The sequence below is a fragment of the Streptococcus sp. 27098_8_148 genome (assembly GCF_041432105.1).
GTDB classification, from domain to species: domain Bacteria; phylum Bacillota; class Bacilli; order Lactobacillales; family Streptococcaceae; genus Streptococcus; species Streptococcus parasanguinis_AE.
Window position 1 is genome coordinate 87,150 of record NZ_JAPVYY010000006.1, and the last position, 16,610, is coordinate 103,759.

Sequence of the window (16,610 nt, forward strand, 5' to 3'; positions counted from 1 at the left end):
TACCAACCTACTCATCTTCATCATCATCAAGGTTTGACAAGAGGTCATTGACCTTGACAATACTTTCTTTTGCACGTTCAGGGTAGTCCCCTTCATTACCAGTCAGGCTACTATTGATGAATTCGATAACCATCGGAAGATTCATCCCTGCGTATAAGTCAATCGCACGTCCTTCAAGGATCAAGCGGCTCACGGTGTTGCAAGGAGTTCCTCCCAAGAGATCGGCAAATACAATATAGTCTTCTAGACCTTGGACTGTTGCTTCTAATTTAGCAGTAAAGTCTTCTGGTCCTTCTTCTGGTAAGAGTGCAACCGTATGGATGGATTCTTGTGGTCCCATAATCATCTCTGTGCTCGCTTTGAGCTCTTCACAAAAGCGACCATGGCTGACCAATACTAACTCTTTTGCCATACCTTACTCCATTATGCCATTCCAAAGAAGAAGTGGCCAAATGCTGAGAATGCGATTGCTGCAAGGATGATGAGCAAGATAGCTTTTGTAGAGTTCATACCCTTACGTCCAAGCAACCAGTAGATTACACCTGTGATGATAGCTGGTACCAAACGTGGGAAGATAAGGTTGAGCATATCTTGAATTTCAATCGCTTTGTCCCCAATGTGTGGAGTCCAAGAAACTTCAACACCAATCATGCTGGCAATCAAGGCACCAACCATGAAGATACCCAGAACGGCAGCTGCGTCGATCAAAGCTGTCAAGGTACTTTGCATATTGTTGATGAGGTTAACCCCTTCTTTATAGGCAAATTCCAACTGTTTCCAACGGAAAATGTCATAAGCAACTGCCACAGCGATCCACAAGAAGATACCGGCTGGGTTTCCTGCAATAGCCAAAGTTGCTGCGATTGAACCCATAATAGCTGGTACCAATGATCCAAAGATTGAGTCCCCAAGAGGAGCGAATGGTCCCATGAGACCTGTCTTGATCCCGTTCACCGCATCTTTTGATTTGACACCATCTTTTTCTTCCAGAGCAAGGTCAAAACCAGTGATAATGGTGTGGAAGAATGGTGAAGTATTGAAGAATTGCGTATGCAATTTCATCATTTCTTTCAATTCTGGAGTGCCATCACCATACATTTTACGCAACTGAGGTAAAAGCATATAAAGGTAACCAGAAGCCTGCATCCGTTCGTAGTTCCAACCCAATTGGAAGGTGAAGAGGCTACGTTTGTTGATTTGTTTAAAATCTTCTTTTGTTAGTTTGTAATTAGAATTCGTCATCTTCAATTTCCCCGCTTTCTACATTGCTTGCTGGAGCAGCTACGACTGTACGTTGACTGTTTTTGAAGTGTTGTACTGCAAGGAAGATACCGATAATGGCAATACCAATCATAGATACACTCTTGAAGTTGTTAACAAAAGTAATAGCTTGTTCTTTTGGAAGTTTAGCGAACACATCAGAACCAACAATGCTAGACACTGCAGCACCAAGGCTTTGAACATTGCTATAAAGCACTGTCAACATTGCTGTTAAGCCAAAGCCAAGTGCTAAGTAGTGAAGGTTACGACGAACAGGAAGGTAACGAAGCAAGATCGCAAATCCAAGACCTGGAAGCATTTGACCTGCAAGTTTCAGACCGTTTGCCAACCATTGTACATTAGCAAGACCTGTAACAACAGTTTCTACGAAAGAACCACCAAAGGCAAGCGCGAAGAAGACTGGAAGGGCACGAGAAAGAGCCCAAGGAACAGCACCAAGAAGGTAGTTGCGTTCAATTCCTTTATAGTCGTAACGTTCGATCGCAGCATCTACACGGTGAGCGAAGTAAGTTGTAGTCATACGACCAAGAATATCAAAGTAGGTCAACAAAGTTGCTACCGGCACAGCGATTGTAGCAATAGCAATCTCTGGATCAATCCCTTTTGCTACTGAGAAGGCAGTCGCAAGAACGGCACCAGATGTTGCGTCAATACGAGAAGCTCCACCGAAAGTACCTACACCGAGCACTGTCAATTGAAGAGAAGCTCCGATAAATAGACCTGTCTTTAAATCCCCCATGACAAGTCCTGTAATGAAACCAGCAAAGACTGGTGATCCTGCTGATGAAACAATCGTCAACTCATCACAGATTTGATAAGCTGAGTACAAAGTAAGTAGTAAAATTTGCCACCATTGTATCATGACAATTTCCTCCTAAAAATTTTCTTTTACTTTAATAACTTCATAAAGTCTTCTGCAGTGTCGTTTGGCACCATCTGAGACGTAATCTTTACACCTTTTTCGTGGATCTTGTTGAAGTCTTCCACGTCCGCGTCCACCACATTGATCGAGCGGGTAATCGCACGTGTCTCATCAGATTGAGACATATTGCCGACATTCAGCGTTTCAAGCTGAACGCCTGCTTCGATCAAACGAAGGAAACGATCAGGTTTGCGAGCTACGATAAAGAGTCGTTGGCTATCATATTTTCCAGCCAAGATATTTTCCGCAGCCTTTGCGACTGGCAAGATACTGAGCTTAACACCAGGTGGTGTCGCTAGTTTCAAGCCACTTTTTTCAATATCATTTTGAGCGACTTCATCATCGATCACCATGATACGTGAAACATTTAGTTTGGTAGTCCAAAGATTGGCTACCTGCCCGTGGATCAAACGTCCATCGATACGGCATCCTACAATAGTCATAAGTTTTCCCCCTTTACTTCTTTGAATGTAGGTTGTTGAACAAGTTGAAGTGTCTCTTGGTAACGCCCTTCTGTCTCAAAGACGATCAGGCTATTGGCTCCTTCTTTGAGGAAACCATGAGGCACATAAAGTGAAGTGGTCGGTCCGACCTCCCAGAAGCGACCAAGGTTATGGCCGTTGACAAAGACGACCCCTTTCCCAAATCCTGTCATATCCAGATAAGTGTCAAGGTTGTGGTCCAGCTGAAAATCATATCGGTAAAAGGCTGGAGCACCTGCCTGCCATTCCTTTGAAAAATCGAGCTGACTGAGATCTTGTAAATCCAGTGGGTACTGCTTCCAATGAAGGTGGAAGTGCAAATCCACACAGACACCTGTGCGAATGCCCTTGTGCTGGCTATCAGCTAAGAGCTTGTGGCCATAGTTGACACGGCCCATATTCTCAAGCAAGATTTTTAAATTCGTAACCGCTTTCTTTTTTCCTTTGATAAAAAGATCTTCACCGATCTCTGTTTGGTATTGTGTTGCTACATGTTGATCATCCAGGTAAATTTGTACCCGATCCCGACCATCAATGATGCGCAATTTTTCTTCTTCCGCATCCAACTCAAGGTCTGTCTCATATAGTAGATAACCTGTGGTTTGCCCCAACTCTTCCATCTTTTCAGGATAAAGGCTGGTCTCGACTTGAGCCAAATTATCCAGATTCCCAAAAAGACTAGTCTTGGCTGCCAATTGCAAGGTTTGTTCTGGCAAACACTCTTTGATGAGTGGTTCTTGCTGTGGGTATTCCGGATAATAGGTCGCCATCATTTTTTGAATAGCATAATACTTCTCCGTCGGATTGCCCTGCTCATTGAGCAAAGCCCCATAGTCATAGGACGTCACCTGTGGCAAGTCTAGCGTTCCCCGAGCTGAGCAACCATTCATGAAGCCGAAATTGGTTCCGCCATGAAACATATAGAGGTTGATGGAACCAAGCTCCAAGACCTCATGGACAGCTTCTGCCAACTCCTCTGGGTCCCTTTGAATCACGGGTTCCTTCCAGCGGGTAAACCAGCCATCCCAGAATTCCATACACATCAAGGGCCATTTCTTGCCGTATTCGTCAAAGAATTCTTTCATCTGACCAAAGTTATAGGCTGCTTTGGAACCGAAGTTTCCTGTCACGAAGAGGTCTTCTTCGATCAAGGTTCCTGCTCTTAGCGTTGCTCGCCATGGACCATCTGATGTAAAGAGAGGACAGGTCACGCCTTTTCCCTTCATCAAATCCCGAATGGCACGAAGATAATCCTTATCTTCTCCATAAGAGCCGTACTCATTTTCCACCTGCATCATAAGGATTGGACCACCCCGATCCACTTGGTAGGGTGTCAACAACCCAAGCAAGCGATCATAATAACGATCCACCGCTTCGATAAAGGCTGGGTCTGATGAGCGGATTCGCAGGTCTTCTTCTAAGAGCCAAGCTGGCAATCCACCAAATTCCCACTCTGCACAGATAAAGGGCGACGGCCTTACAATCATGTAAAGTCCTAGGGACTGGGCTGTTTGAATGAAACGCTCTAGATCCAATCGGCCACTAAAGTCAAACTGCCCTTTGCGGGGTTCATGCGCATTCCAAGGAACATAGGTCTCAACCGTGTTAAAACCCAAAGCTTTTAGATTATACAAGGAATGATACCAGTCTGCTGGGTCAATACGGAAATAATGGATTGCTCCGGATAAAATCTTAAAGGGTTGACCTTTTAAATAGAAAGCATCGCGAATCTCAAAAACTCCCATAAACGCCCCCCTTTCTTATATGTAACCCTTTTCATTTATTAATATAATAAATTATTTGAAAAATGTCAACACTTTTATAAAAAATATGTTAAAATAGGGTTAAATAAGAGAAATCTAAAGAGAGGTAGCACTATGGCAATTCCAAAGTACCAACACATCAAAGATGATTTGAAGCAGCAAATTATCTCAGGAAAATTTGAAAATGGAGATAAATTTTATACGGAAGCTGAACTCATCAAAATTTATGATGTCAGCTCTATCACCGTTGTCCGTGCTTTGAACGACCTCGCCGCCGATGGCTACATTGTCCGTCAGCAAGGAAAGGGAACCTTTGTTTCTCGTGCTCGAAAACACAAACTGGTAGAATTTTCAGATGTTGAAACCTTCCCAATCCAAAAGGCCAAAGTCAAAGTTCTCTCTATTAAACGTGGAAATACCTTGAGCATCCTAGACAAACTAGGCCTCAACCCAACGCAGTTCTACTATAAGATCGAACGGACTCGCCAGACAGGGGATGATACCTATATCTTCCACCAAACCTATATTCCTGAACAATACATCAATCCAAACTATCCAAATTTGGAATACTACAGCTCTATCTATGATCGCTTCAAAGAAGACTATCACATTCATATGAATGATGAGCACTTCGAAGAAGTCAACGAAATCGTCTTTCCTACACCAAGCAAGGTTGCTAAAGTATTGAAGATCGACGAAAATTTCCCAACGGTCAAACAAGTGAAGACGACCAAGCTAGAAGCGACTGGCCAAATCCTTGAATACACGGAAACCTATAAACGCGGTGACTACTACAAGATCAAGTTCATCTCCTGTGACCGCGATCACTAAGAACCAAAAAGACTGAGACATCTCGGTCTTTTTTATAGCTCCAGTATAGCATGTTGAAAACGATTTCTAAAGACCTCTTTAAAAATATATATAATTAGTGATAGTTTAGCTATAAAAAGTTTAAAAAGGGAGTGGGAAAGAACTCCGACTAGTTAAAAAGAGTTCGTCTTCCCCACCCCCGCACAGTTGATTAGGTCATCTTTGGAGCTTCATAAGCGAACAAAGATACCAATCAACCACTGCGTCTTGCAGTTAGTCTTATCAAACATCAAAGGCTGGACAGTTTTTGCCCAGCCTCTTTCGTCTATTTTTCAAATTCCCTTTTTCGTTGCGATTAGTCACCCAAACCGATGCGTTCGAAGATTTCATCCACTCGTTTGGTGTAGTAAGTTGGGTTGAAGATTTCATCGATTTCTTCTTGAGTCAAACGTGATGTTACCTCTGGATCTGCTTCAAGAAGTGGTTTGAAGTCTACTTGATTATCCCATGATTGGGCCGTCTTCGGTTGAACAAGGTCATAAGCTTGCTCACGCGTCATACCTTTTTCAATCAAGGTCAACATGGCACGTTGGCTAAAGATAAGACCAAACGTAGAGTTCATGTTGCGGATCATGTTTTCTGGGAAGACCGTCAAGTTCTTGACGATGTTGCCAAAACGGTTGAGCATATAGTCAATCAAGATGGTCGTATCTGGCGTGATGATACGCTCAGCTGACGAGTGAGAGATATCACGTTCGTGCCAAAGGGCTACGTTTTCATAAGCTGTTACCATGTGACCACGGATAACACGCGCAAGACCTGTCATGTTTTCAGAACCGATAGGATTGCGTTTGTGAGGCATTGCTGAAGACCCTTTTTGACCTTTAGCAAAGAACTCTTCCACTTCGCGTTGTTCTGATTTTTGCAAACCACGAATTTCAGTCGCCATACGCTCGATAGAAGTCGCGATACTAGCAAGAACTGCAAAGTACTCAGCGTGAAGGTCACGAGGAAGCACCTGTGTAGAGATTTCTTGAGCACGGATACCAAGCTTGTCGCAGACATATTGCTCTACGAATGGTGGGATGTTGGCAAAGTTCCCAACCGCACCAGAAATCTTACCAGCTTCCACACCAGCAGCCGCATGCTCGAAACGCTCGATATTGCGCTTCATTTCGCTGTACCATGTTGCTAATTTAAGACCAAATGTTGTCGGCTCAGCGTGCACACCGTGGGTACGACCCATCATGATGGTGAACTTGTGCTCCTTGGCCTTGTCAGCGATGATGTTGCTGAAGTTTTCAAGGTCACGACGGATGATGTCGTTGGCTTGTTTATAAAGGTAACCATAGGCAGTATCCACCACGTCGGTAGAAGTCAAACCGTAGTGTACCCACTTGCGCTCCTCACCAAGAGTCTCAGAGACCGCACGTGTGAAGGCAACCACATCGTGGCGAGTCTCTTGCTCGATTTCCAAAATACGGTCGATGTCAAAGTCCGCTTTTTCACGAATCAAGGCCACATCTTCCTTAGGGATTTCCCCTAACTCAGCCCATGCCTCGTCAGCCAAGATTTCCACCTCAAGCCAAGCACGGTATTTATTTTCTTCAGTCCAAATGTTCGCCATCTCAGGGCGAGAGTAACGTTCGATCATTGTTGTTTCTCCTTAATTTAAGATCATAAGTAATCATTCTTTATAACGTCAGAAGGTACGATAATTCCAGGGAATTCATTTAAATCTACACTATCCAAAGAATACGGGAAAGGAAATAATATAAATTGTAAAGATTGTAGTTCAGCTAACCTAATAAGGCTTCTCAATTGGAAATTAGAAACTCCACGTATACAATAATTCTCTTTGTCAGGTACATTTTCATAATAATATTGAGCCATCTTTTTTGAATAAAATAATGGTAATGTTACATGTGAATCTTGTATATTTGGATATTGATAAAACGATCCTGTAACTTCTCCATTACGTTGTTCCATCAACATCCAAAAGGGTTCCCCCTGTACTTTCTCATCAGGCAAAAATCCTTTTTTAATTGTTCTAGCCACTATGTCAACTATTGTCGGCAGTTCGTCAACCGTCATCAATTTAATACCGTTTGATTCTGCAAAAATTTTTGTTCCTTCTTGAAAACCAACCTTTGAAATCATTATTCCAATTATATTACCCAATCCAACATCTTGTAGCTTTGTAGAAAAATCACGTATTTCCTTTATTGACACTTTATTTTTCCAATCTTTACATTCTATAGCTACTCTACACTCTATATTTAAATGTGTGAATTGATAGTAAACATCAAATTCATTAGTTGCTCCACTCTGACCTTTAATGGTTACTTTTGTTGATACTAATGTATTTTCATAATCATTCAATTCTAGTAAGCGAGAATATACATACTGTGCATAATCCTCTAATGATTTTCCTGTATTAACCATAAATTTATAAACTTTTCCCCTTATTACTCAACTAAAGATAAAAACTCTTTGACAATTTCTGTTAATTCAAAATGTTCTATACCGTCTTCATCTATATATTTTTCTTGTTCATGAATTTGGTCTACTGTCATCTTTGGCCAGTTATTTTGTAAAACCTTATTTTCATTAGTTTGATTAAAATTCTTAACCTCCTCTTTCACATCGTTATAATCAGTTATATTTACGTGCCCATCAAAGATATCTGGATGAAGATAATTTTCAGCCTCACGTTTTCGAGTACAAAATGCAGTTCTTCCATGTTTTCTATTCTTTTCAACGGTAGAAGTATTTTTTGTTCGATTGGCGGGAGAAATTCTATCTGAATCTAAAAATATTCCAAAAGGAAGACCAAACTGATCTACAGTTCTCATTGTAATCCAAGATTTTAAATTATCACAACCACCAGTAGGTACTAGTGCGATATTTGCCTCCTGAAAAGTCCTATCTATTTCTCCACTTTCTTTTAAAACCTTGCATAAATGATTAAAGAAAATTATATCTGTTTTACCTTCTATTAAAATTAATGCCTTTGTTTCTTTTGAAATTGGATCCGGTAAAACACCTAAAGTTTCTGTGATTTTTTTTAAAACCTCATCACCTCCACTACTAACTTGTGACTTATCCGATTTTTCTACTAATCGAAGACTAGCAGTGGGTAATAGTCCACCTAGAGCTGGAGTATGGGTTGTTAAAATTATTTGAGTATTTTCCTTGGATGCTAACTCTAGAAAAGCTTCTATGAGTAATATTTGATGCGATGGGTGTTGAGAAGTCTCTGGTTCTTCAAAAGCATAAATTATGCTCTTATTCCTCTCTGCTTCTGATAATTTTCTTTCTGCCTCTGCCCGAAAGAAATTTAGGAGAATTAAACGACGAACTCCACTTCCTCTTTTATTGATAGATATATCATCATCCGATTTTATTGATAATTTAAAAAGCGAATCAAACTTAGGCTCTGATTTAAACTCTGGAACTAGAGAAGCAGCCAGATCCTCATCCATCTCTTGCAACTTAGCTAATGTACGTCCTGCAGTTTCAATTGCTTTCCGTTGAACTTCACTTTTTATTTTATTAATCTCAGTTTGCAACTCTTGTAATGCTTGAGATACCGCAACAGACATAGGATCTGCAATTTCTTTATCTGAATCTGAACTACTTCGATCTGATTGAAACAACGCATAAATTGGTAAAAAAGTCTCAATTACTCCATATACTTTTTTTGCATCCTCTTTTGTAACTTCTAATTCAACCTCTTTAATTATTAAATCTCTTTTAGAAGATAAAATCGCCTGTCGAATAGAGACATTACTTCTTTTATCGTATTTATCCTCATCAATACCTAAATCAACCGCACGCTTTTTTAAATCAGCTTGTTTTAACAATAACAAATCATTGTAATTATCATCTATAGGATGATTGCAAATAATTTTCGTCTCCGGTTTTGGTTTTGCAGATGAACATTTGAAAGTTTTTTTAATTTCCAAATCACCATTCGAATTCAAAAGATTTTCATCTTCCAAGCTAGTTTTAGAAGAAGCATCAACTACTATCTCATCTGGTAATTCATCAAAAATACATGTTATAAAAATAGAATCCGAATTCGCTCCAACAGATAAATCATCTCTCTCACAAACAACTAATTTGTTATTAAAAAAGATTTCTAATGCTTCCAAAATTGTTGATTTCCCTGCATCGTTCTTACCTATAAAAGCTGTCAAATTATCAAAATCAACAATTGTTTCATCTTTATAACCGCGAAAATTTTTAATTTTTATTTGCTTAAGCCTCATAATCTGTTTACTCCTCAAACTCCTCTTTCCCAATCCACACAGATGGATAATGACCCAATGTATTCAAATCCGTATCCAGAGGCAGATCATAGATGGCTAAATAGTTTTCAGGAAATTGTGCAACTAGCTCTTCATACTTAGCTTTCACCTTTTCGCGATCGCTACTAGCATACAAGACTTCGACGACTGCTCCAGTCTTTTCTTTTTCAACAAATGCGTTGACAATGAGTTGAATCATAAAAACCTCCTAAAGCGAAATGCCCTTCATATTTGCTTCCAAAATAGGCATCTTCACACCTAACTCCTGACCAGTCTGATAAACACTTTGACAACAGTAGAAAATGTCCTGTTTATCATTGTGCAAGGTCATAATTTTGCGGGTCAGTTCATTTTTCGCAAACATGATTTTCATGGCTTTTCCTGCAATCCAAGCGGGAATTTTGTAAGGTAAGAGTTCCGCTTTATAAAGCTTCAAATTTACGCCACGTGCTTCTACGACTTTCAAAGCCTCTCGAATGGCCTTGATGGCCAATGACAATTCCGAAGAACTATTCATCAAGTTCAGAGCCAGCTCTTCTGGATTTTCCAATTTTCCCGAACGAGCAGCTGTCGAAGTAACACCTGCATTAATCGCCATGTGAATCCAAATCCACTCAACCATATCATGAGGAACTTCCCACTTCAAATCTGCAGAAGTCAGTAAAGTCGTCAGATCACCATAGTTAGAAATCTGTGCTTTTGCTCACCTTCTAGCATTAAATGGTCAAACAAGACACCATCTAAATGATTCCCCTGCATATGACCTCCAGCAGTCGGAAAAGCCAGAATATAGTCGTAGTCCCCTGCCCATTCTTGAACCTCTTTTCGAGTATCCCAGAAATTACAGAAGAAAACAAGGGTACCTTTGATATTATTTTTTCGCAAGGTTTCTACAGCTTCTTTGACAAAGCCGTGACGCACACTGAGCAAAATAAAATCATATTCCGAATTAGCTTCTGCCACATGAACCTCATAGGTGTCATGCTTGTTTTCACCCTTGGAATGATAGCGGCCATCTAGCAAATCAACCGACAACTCCTTCGGAGCAATGTTTTTCTTACTATCTCTCAATACATGTTCTACTTGATGACCCGCTTTTTGAAAAGCATAGGCATAAGTGGTCCCGATCACTCCAAGTCCTAAAATTGCTATTTTCACCTAAAAATCAATCCCTTTCCCAAATTCCTCAACCTCATCCGGCACATCACTAAACAAAGTCACATGTCCCATCTTGCGGTTGTGCTTCGCTTCTATTTTACCATACATGTGGAGGTGGGCGCTTGGATTTTCTGTCACATATGTTTCAGCAGCCTCGACATGTTGGCCGAGGACGTTAAGCATGACAGCCGGTGCATGGAGGTGGATTGCTGGAAGTGGTGCTCCGAGAACACCCAAAATATGAGTATCAAACTGGGAGAAGTCGCAGGCTTCAATCGAGTAGTGTCCTGAATTATGTGGTCGTGGGGCAATCTCATTGACAATGATGTCATCAGCTGTCGCAAACATTTCCACACAAAGGGTTCCAGACAAGTTGAGTTGTTCTGCAATTCGCACTGCCATGGTTTTAGCTTTTTCAGCTAGATTTTCTGAAATGCGGGCTGGCACAATCGTTTTAGAAAGAATGTTGTTGCGATGGATATTTTCCTGAACTGGGAAAACTGTCACATCCTTACCATTACCAGACACAATAACAGAAATCTCAAGGTCAAAGTTGACAAATTCTTCCAAAACACAGTCTGCTGAGTCTGCTGAGTCAGCTAGAGCGTAAGCTTCTTCCAAATCTGCTTCTGAACGAATAACCTTTTGTCCATGTCCATCGTAGCCACCGGTCGCCGTCTTGAGGACATAGTTTTTCGACAGGTCGATATCTGCTAAGTCTTGGCTTGAGGTCACAACCTTGTAAGGTGCCACGGTGACTTGTGCCTTGTTTGAGAGGAAGTCCTTTTCAAAAATCCGATTTTGAGAAATGCGAAGTAGGTCTGTCCCTTGAGGGAGTTGACCATCCTTGATGACAGTATCCAAACCGTCAGCGTCTACATTTTCAAATTCATAGGTCAGGATATCACAGCGGTCCGCCAACTGACGAAGGGCATCCACATCGTTATAAGGCGCCACGATGATTTCCGCCACGCGAGAGGCCGGGCAATCCGCCGCAGGATCCAGCGCGATAACCTTGTGCCCCATGTAGATAGCAGAAATGGCCATCATCTGACCCAGCTGACCGCCACCGATAATTCCGATTGTTTTAGATGAGCTCATTTGTAGACTCCTCTGCGATTTTTCCTTGTTCTTCTGCGAAATCAGCCAAAGCTTTCGCAATAGCCTGATCCTCTACTGACAGGAGACGGAGGGCAAAGAGGGCCGCATTGGTCGCGCCTGCTTCACCGATAGCCATTGTCGCAACAGGCACACCGCCCGGCATCTGAACGATAGAATAGAGCGAGTCCACGCCACTAAGCGCGCGTGATTTGACTGGTACACCAATGACTGGAAGGGTTGTTTTGGCAGCTACCATTCCTGGTAAATGGGCTGCGCCTCCAGCACCTGCGATGATGACCTTAATCCCACGGCTACGGGCTTCCTCCGCATGTCTGAACATGAGATCAGGTGTGCGGTGGGCAGAGACAACTTTCTTTTCGTAAGCAACGCCGAAGTTGTCTAGAACTTCCGCTGTTTTTTGCATGGTTGCCCAGTCAGATTTTGAGCCCATGATAATGGAAATTATTGGTTTCATTTCTTCTCCTTTTTTAATAATCGTCTATTGTAGTGCGGACGTAAGCGACCGCCTCTGGCGTTCCATTACTAAAGCTGGAGCCTGAGTCTCCAGTTTTCCGCTCCTAGTAGCAGAGCTACTAGGAGTTCCACTACTGCGACGAATTATCCTATACTAGCTCGCTAACGCTCGCAAATCAAACGACCATTATCGGGTTGGCGACTTCGTCACGTTATTCTTGTACTTTTACTTTATTGCCTTGCTTCCGATATCGGTTCGGTAAAAGAGGCCTTCCGTGTTTTGTTTGTCGAGTTGGCTGTAGATGATGTTTTGCCCGTCTTTGACGGTGTCTGCTGTGGTGACCAGCATGTAAACACGTCCACCGTTTGAAAGAAGGTCTTGGCCATTTTCAGCGAATTTCGCTCCCGCATAATAAGTGATGATGTCACCCTCTGTCTTGGCTGGAAGATTGACACCTTTCTCATAAGCCAGTGGGTAGCCGTTTGATGCGACAACCACACCCAGAGTCACACCCTTGTCCGTCCAAGTGATAGCTGGCTCCTTGCTATCTAAAATATCCGTAATATTTTGTGCAAAGTCAGATGTTAAACGAGGCAAGATGATTTGCGTTTCAGGATCGCCAAAGCGAGAGTTGAACTCGATGACCTTCGGCCCATCAGCTGTCAAGATAAGCCCTGCGTAAAGAACACCCAGATAAGATCGACCTTCCTGAATCATCCCTTCGAGGACTGGCTTGACAATGGTTTCAACCGCTGTGTCAACCACGCTCTTTGGCAAGTGAGGAACTGGCGCATAGGCACCCATCCCACCAGTGTTAGGTCCCTTGTCGCCATCATAGGCACGTTTGTGGTCCTGAGCCGTTGGCATGATGTAGAACTTGTCCCCATTGACAAAGGCAAAGAGAGAAAACTCTTCTCCATCCAGGAATTCCTCGATGACCACACGCGCACCCGAATCACCGAATTTATTGTCCAAAAGCATCTCGTGAGCAGCTTCGACGGCTTGCTCCACTGTCTCCGCAACGACGACACCTTTCCCAAGAGCCAAACCGTCTGCCTTGACGACAATTGGAGCACCCTTTTCTTCGATGTAGGCCTTAGCTTCCTCGAAATCCGAAAATGTGCCATAGGCTGCTGTCGGAACGTCATATTTGACCATGATTTCCTTAGCAAAATCCTTAGACCACTCCAGCTCAGCTGCAGCCTTGGTCGGACCAAAGGCTTTGAGACCAGCTGCATTGAAATCATCCACGATACCAGCCGCAAGGGCATCATCTGGACCGATAAAGGTCCAAGCAATATCGTTGACTTTTGCGAAGTCAATCAGATTAGAATGTTCGGAAATTCCGATATTGATCAAATCCAGACCATCTAATCGCATCCCGTCATTACCAGGAGCCACAAAAACCTGCTCAACGTCTGTAGACTCCAACAATTTCTTAGCAATCGCATGCTCACGACCGCCAGATCCAACAACCAAAAGTTTCATCTCGAACCTCTTTTGCGAATTATTTTATTAAATTATATCATAATCGTTCGTTTTATTCTAATGATTTCAGCAAAAGTCTCCTATTTTCAGTAGAATCCAAACATTTTTTGCTATTTTCTCCTATTTCTCATTTTTTTCCGAATAGTATAGGTGAGACCTACTAATTGACGAAAAGGAGTATTATGCAAACAATCAAAAAATTTGTCGTACTGACTTGTGCGACATGGGGGATGCAAGCCTCTATTGCTCATGCAGATCAAGCGACCAATGCTATCTATGCCGAAAAAGGGCAGCTGATGATTCATCTTGGAAACGTCCCGGATAAATATCAAAAGATCCAAGTTCCCGTCTGGTCTGACCAAAATGGTCAAGATGACCTGATTTGGTATCCTGTGCAACGCAGTGACAAGGGATTTGACCTACAAGTGCCATTGACCAACCATTCTGATCAAGCCGGACTTTATCATGTCCATGTCTATGGGGTGGAGGCAAATGAACAGTTAACCGGTCTTTACCCTCTCACGACCAGCGTCCAGCAAAAAGACCTGGCTTCTTCCCAGCCCAAAATCACGATCACACCCATCTCCTCACAAGAATTTGAGGTAGACCTGAAGTTATTCGAAGACGTTGACGAAATTGTCTTCCCCATCTGGTCTGAAGAAAATGGGCAGGATGATCTGGTCTGGTACCCCGCAAAGAAGATTGCACCTGGACATTTCCAACTTCGCTTTCAGGCTCAAAAACACAAGGGAAGTGGTCTATTTCATCTCCACGTATACCAGAAAAGCCAGGGACAATTAAAAGGGCTATTCCCCACTACATTTCAAGTAGAAAAGGCAAAGCTAAAGCTCACTCCACTCGCAACACATCCGGGAAACACCTATCCCATTGGTGAGTGCACCTGGGGAGCCAAAGAATTAGCCCCTTGGGCCCACAACTGGTGGGGAGACGGTGGCATGTGGGCAACTAGTGCACGCGCTGCTGGATTCCGGACAGGAGACACTCCAGAGGTCGGCGCTATCGCCTGTTGGGACAATGGAGGATATGGCCATGTCGCCTTGGTTACGGACGTCGAACATGACCAAAAAATTCAGATCCAAGAGGCTAACTACAACGGCCATCGCTATATCGACAACTTCCGCGGTTGGTTCGATCCGACCAACCCTATCTGGGGAACCGTCACCTACATCTACCCAGATTAAGGTCTTCTTAACCAACAAAAAAGGCACCATCCATTGATGCGTGCCTTTTTTGATTAATGTCTAAAATGTCTCACTCCTGTGAAGATCATGGTCAAGCCGTATTTATCAGCCGCTTCGATTGACTCTTGGTCACGAACTGATCCACCTGGCTGGATGATCGCTTTAATCCCTGCTTTAGCGATTTCTTCCACATTATCTGCAAATGGGAAGAAGGCATCTGAAGCAAGAACAGCACCATCAAGACGGTCTTTGGCTTGGTCAATAGCGATGCGGACAGATGCCACACGATTGGTTTGACCTGGGCCAACCCCAAGGGTCATGTGGTCATTGGTCACGATGATCCCATTTGATTTGACGTACTTGATCGCCTTCCAAGCAAACTCAAGAGCTGTCGCTTCTGTCTCAGTTGGTTGGCGTTTCGTCACCACTTGCCAGTCAGCTGGACTTTCTTTCACCACGTCTTGGTTTTGAACGAGGAGACCACCAACAACACCAGTGTATTCTGCTTCCACTTCACTAGCATCTTGAGCGTCAAATGGCAGCTCAAGGATCCGCAAGTTTTTCTTCTTAGTTGTCAAGATTTCAAGCGCTTCGTCTGTGTAGCTTGGTGCAATGATGATTTCAAGGAAGACACCGTGCATTTTCTTAGCTGTCGCAGCGTCTACTTCACGGTTGAGAACGACAATACCACCAAAGATGGATACTGGGTCAGACTCATAAGCGTAGTCCCAAGCCGTTTCGATATCGTCAGCTTGACCAATCCCACATGGGTTCATGTGTTTCAAGGCCACAACTGTTGGACGGTCTTTGAAATCACGGATGATCCGGATAGCCGCATCAGCGTCACGGATATTGTTGAAGGACAATTCTTTCCCGTTCAACTGTTTCGCTGAAGCGATGGAGTAATCCGTTGGCAAAGCTTTTTGATAGAAGTCTGCGTCTTGTTGAGGGTTTTCACCGTAACGCATTGGTTGCTTAAGATCATAAGTCAATGTGAGTTTTTCAGGTTTTTCTTCACCCACTTGAGCAGTGAAGTATTCTGCGATCAAAGCATCATAGGCTGCTGTGTGGCGGAAGACTTTCGCTGCCAAACGTTGGCGAGTTTCGTAACTTGTTTCGCCGTTGGCTGCCAATTCGTCCAAAACCACAACATAGTCAGCAGGGTCTACCACAACTGTTACGCTAGCGTGGTTTTTAGCTGCTGAACGAAGCATAGATGGCCCACCAATATCGATATTTTCAACCGCATCCGCGTAAGTCACGTCTGGTTTAAGGATGGTTTCCTTGAATGGGTAAAGGTTTACCACCACAAGGTCGATCAATTCAATCTTGTTGTCCTTAGCAGCCTCTAGGTGGCTATCGAGGTCACGACGAGCGAGGAGACCACCGTGGATATTTGGGTGGAGAGTCTTCACACGACCGTCCATCATTTCTGGGAAACCAGTCACATCGTCAATGGCAATAGTGTCTACTCCAGCATTATCAAGGGCAACTTTAGTACCACCTGTTGAGATAATGTCCCAACCGAGTTTTTTGAGTTCTTGGGCAAATTCAACAATGCCCGCTTTGTCTGAAACACTAATTAGTGCGCGTTTAGTCATTTTCTTTCTTTTCC

15 protein-coding genes and 1 pseudogene are annotated in these 16,610 nt (G+C 43.0%); 2 read left to right on the forward strand and 14 right to left on the reverse strand.

Annotation, left to right across the window (positions count from 1 at the left end):
* Positions 1-7: 7 nt before the first annotated feature.
* Genes O3646_RS06725 through O3646_RS06745 form a run of 5 tightly spaced genes read right to left on the reverse strand, consistent with a single transcriptional unit; the run spans position 8 to position 4,430 of the window.
* On the reverse strand, positions 8-412 hold the full coding sequence (locus O3646_RS06725; RefSeq protein ID WP_003009328.1) for a PTS sugar transporter subunit IIA: 405 nt from the start codon (positions 410-412) through the stop codon (positions 8-10).
* 11 nt (positions 413-423) lie between these two features.
* Entirely contained in the window at positions 424-1,242 is an 819-nt protein-coding gene (locus O3646_RS06730) for a PTS system mannose/fructose/sorbose family transporter subunit IID (protein WP_023920055.1), read from the reverse strand.
* Entirely contained in the window at positions 1,229-2,143 is a 915-nt protein-coding gene (locus tag O3646_RS06735; RefSeq protein WP_049483971.1) for a PTS mannose/fructose/sorbose/N-acetylgalactosamine transporter subunit IIC, read from the reverse strand. The genes O3646_RS06730 and O3646_RS06735 overlap by 14 nt, the downstream gene beginning before the upstream one ends.
* A gap of 26 nt (positions 2,144-2,169) precedes the next feature.
* Positions 2,170-2,646: a PTS system mannose/fructose/N-acetylgalactosamine-transporter subunit IIB gene (locus O3646_RS06740; protein ID WP_003009322.1), complete on the reverse strand. Its 477-nt coding sequence runs from the start codon at positions 2,644-2,646 to the stop codon at positions 2,170-2,172.
* Positions 2,643-4,430, reverse strand: a complete 1,788-nt coding sequence (locus O3646_RS06745; protein ID WP_049483972.1) for a beta-galactosidase — start codon at positions 4,428-4,430, stop codon at positions 2,643-2,645. The genes O3646_RS06740 and O3646_RS06745 overlap by 4 nt, the downstream gene beginning before the upstream one ends.
* A gap of 132 nt (positions 4,431-4,562) precedes the next feature.
* Between O3646_RS06745 and O3646_RS06750 the strand changes: the two genes are divergently transcribed.
* On the forward strand, positions 4,563-5,279 hold the full coding sequence (locus O3646_RS06750) for a GntR family transcriptional regulator (RefSeq protein ID WP_070594681.1): 717 nt from the start codon (positions 4,563-4,565) through the stop codon (positions 5,277-5,279).
* A gap of 334 nt (positions 5,280-5,613) precedes the next feature.
* On the opposite strand, the gene purB is transcribed toward O3646_RS06750, so the two are convergent.
* The 8 genes and pseudogenes from purB to purD form a co-directional block, all read right to left on the reverse strand.
* Positions 5,614-6,912, reverse strand: coding sequence for an adenylosuccinate lyase (purB, locus tag O3646_RS06755; RefSeq protein ID WP_155168322.1), 1,299 nt, complete (start codon positions 6,910-6,912; stop codon positions 5,614-5,616).
* A 23-nt stretch (positions 6,913-6,935) separates the two neighbouring features.
* Positions 6,936-7,703 carry a restriction endonuclease gene (locus tag O3646_RS06760; protein WP_155168320.1) on the reverse strand — a complete coding sequence of 256 codons (768 nt, stop codon included), beginning with the start codon at positions 7,701-7,703 and terminating at the stop codon, positions 6,936-6,938.
* A 23-nt stretch (positions 7,704-7,726) separates the two neighbouring features.
* Complete coding sequence (locus O3646_RS06765; RefSeq protein WP_155168318.1) at positions 7,727-9,532, reverse strand: AAA family ATPase; 1,806 nt, start codon at positions 9,530-9,532, stop codon at positions 7,727-7,729.
* A gap of 7 nt (positions 9,533-9,539) precedes the next feature.
* The gene (locus O3646_RS06770) at positions 9,540-9,770 is read right to left on the reverse strand and encodes a phosphoribosylaminoimidazole carboxylase (RefSeq protein ID WP_155168316.1); all 231 of its coding nucleotides are present in this window, start codon (positions 9,768-9,770) and stop codon (positions 9,540-9,542) included.
* 9 nt (positions 9,771-9,779) lie between these two features.
* Positions 9,780-10,729, reverse strand: a pseudogene (locus O3646_RS06775) (ketopantoate reductase family protein).
* Entirely contained in the window at positions 10,730-11,830 is a 1,101-nt protein-coding gene (gene purK, locus O3646_RS06780; protein WP_201037276.1) for a 5-(carboxyamino)imidazole ribonucleotide synthase, read from the reverse strand.
* On the reverse strand, positions 11,817-12,305 hold the full coding sequence (purE, locus tag O3646_RS06785) for a 5-(carboxyamino)imidazole ribonucleotide mutase (RefSeq protein ID WP_155168313.1): 489 nt from the start codon (positions 12,303-12,305) through the stop codon (positions 11,817-11,819). The genes purK and purE overlap by 14 nt, the downstream gene beginning before the upstream one ends.
* A 225-nt stretch (positions 12,306-12,530) precedes the next feature.
* Positions 12,531-13,793 carry a phosphoribosylamine--glycine ligase gene (gene purD, locus O3646_RS06790; protein WP_155168311.1) on the reverse strand — a complete coding sequence of 421 codons (1,263 nt, stop codon included), beginning with the start codon at positions 13,791-13,793 and terminating at the stop codon, positions 12,531-12,533.
* Positions 13,794-13,975: 182 nt separating this feature from the next.
* Between purD and O3646_RS06795 the strand changes: the two genes are divergently transcribed.
* The gene (locus O3646_RS06795) at positions 13,976-14,995 is read left to right on the forward strand and encodes a GBS Bsp-like repeat-containing protein (RefSeq protein WP_155168309.1); all 1,020 of its coding nucleotides are present in this window, start codon (positions 13,976-13,978) and stop codon (positions 14,993-14,995) included.
* Between the two features lie 53 nt (positions 14,996-15,048).
* Here O3646_RS06795 and purH read toward each other — a convergent pair whose 3' ends face one another.
* On the reverse strand, positions 15,049-16,596 hold the full coding sequence (purH, locus tag O3646_RS06800) for a bifunctional phosphoribosylaminoimidazolecarboxamide formyltransferase/IMP cyclohydrolase (RefSeq protein ID WP_134974858.1): 1,548 nt from the start codon (positions 16,594-16,596) through the stop codon (positions 15,049-15,051).
* Between the last annotated feature and the right edge of the window lie 14 nt (positions 16,597-16,610).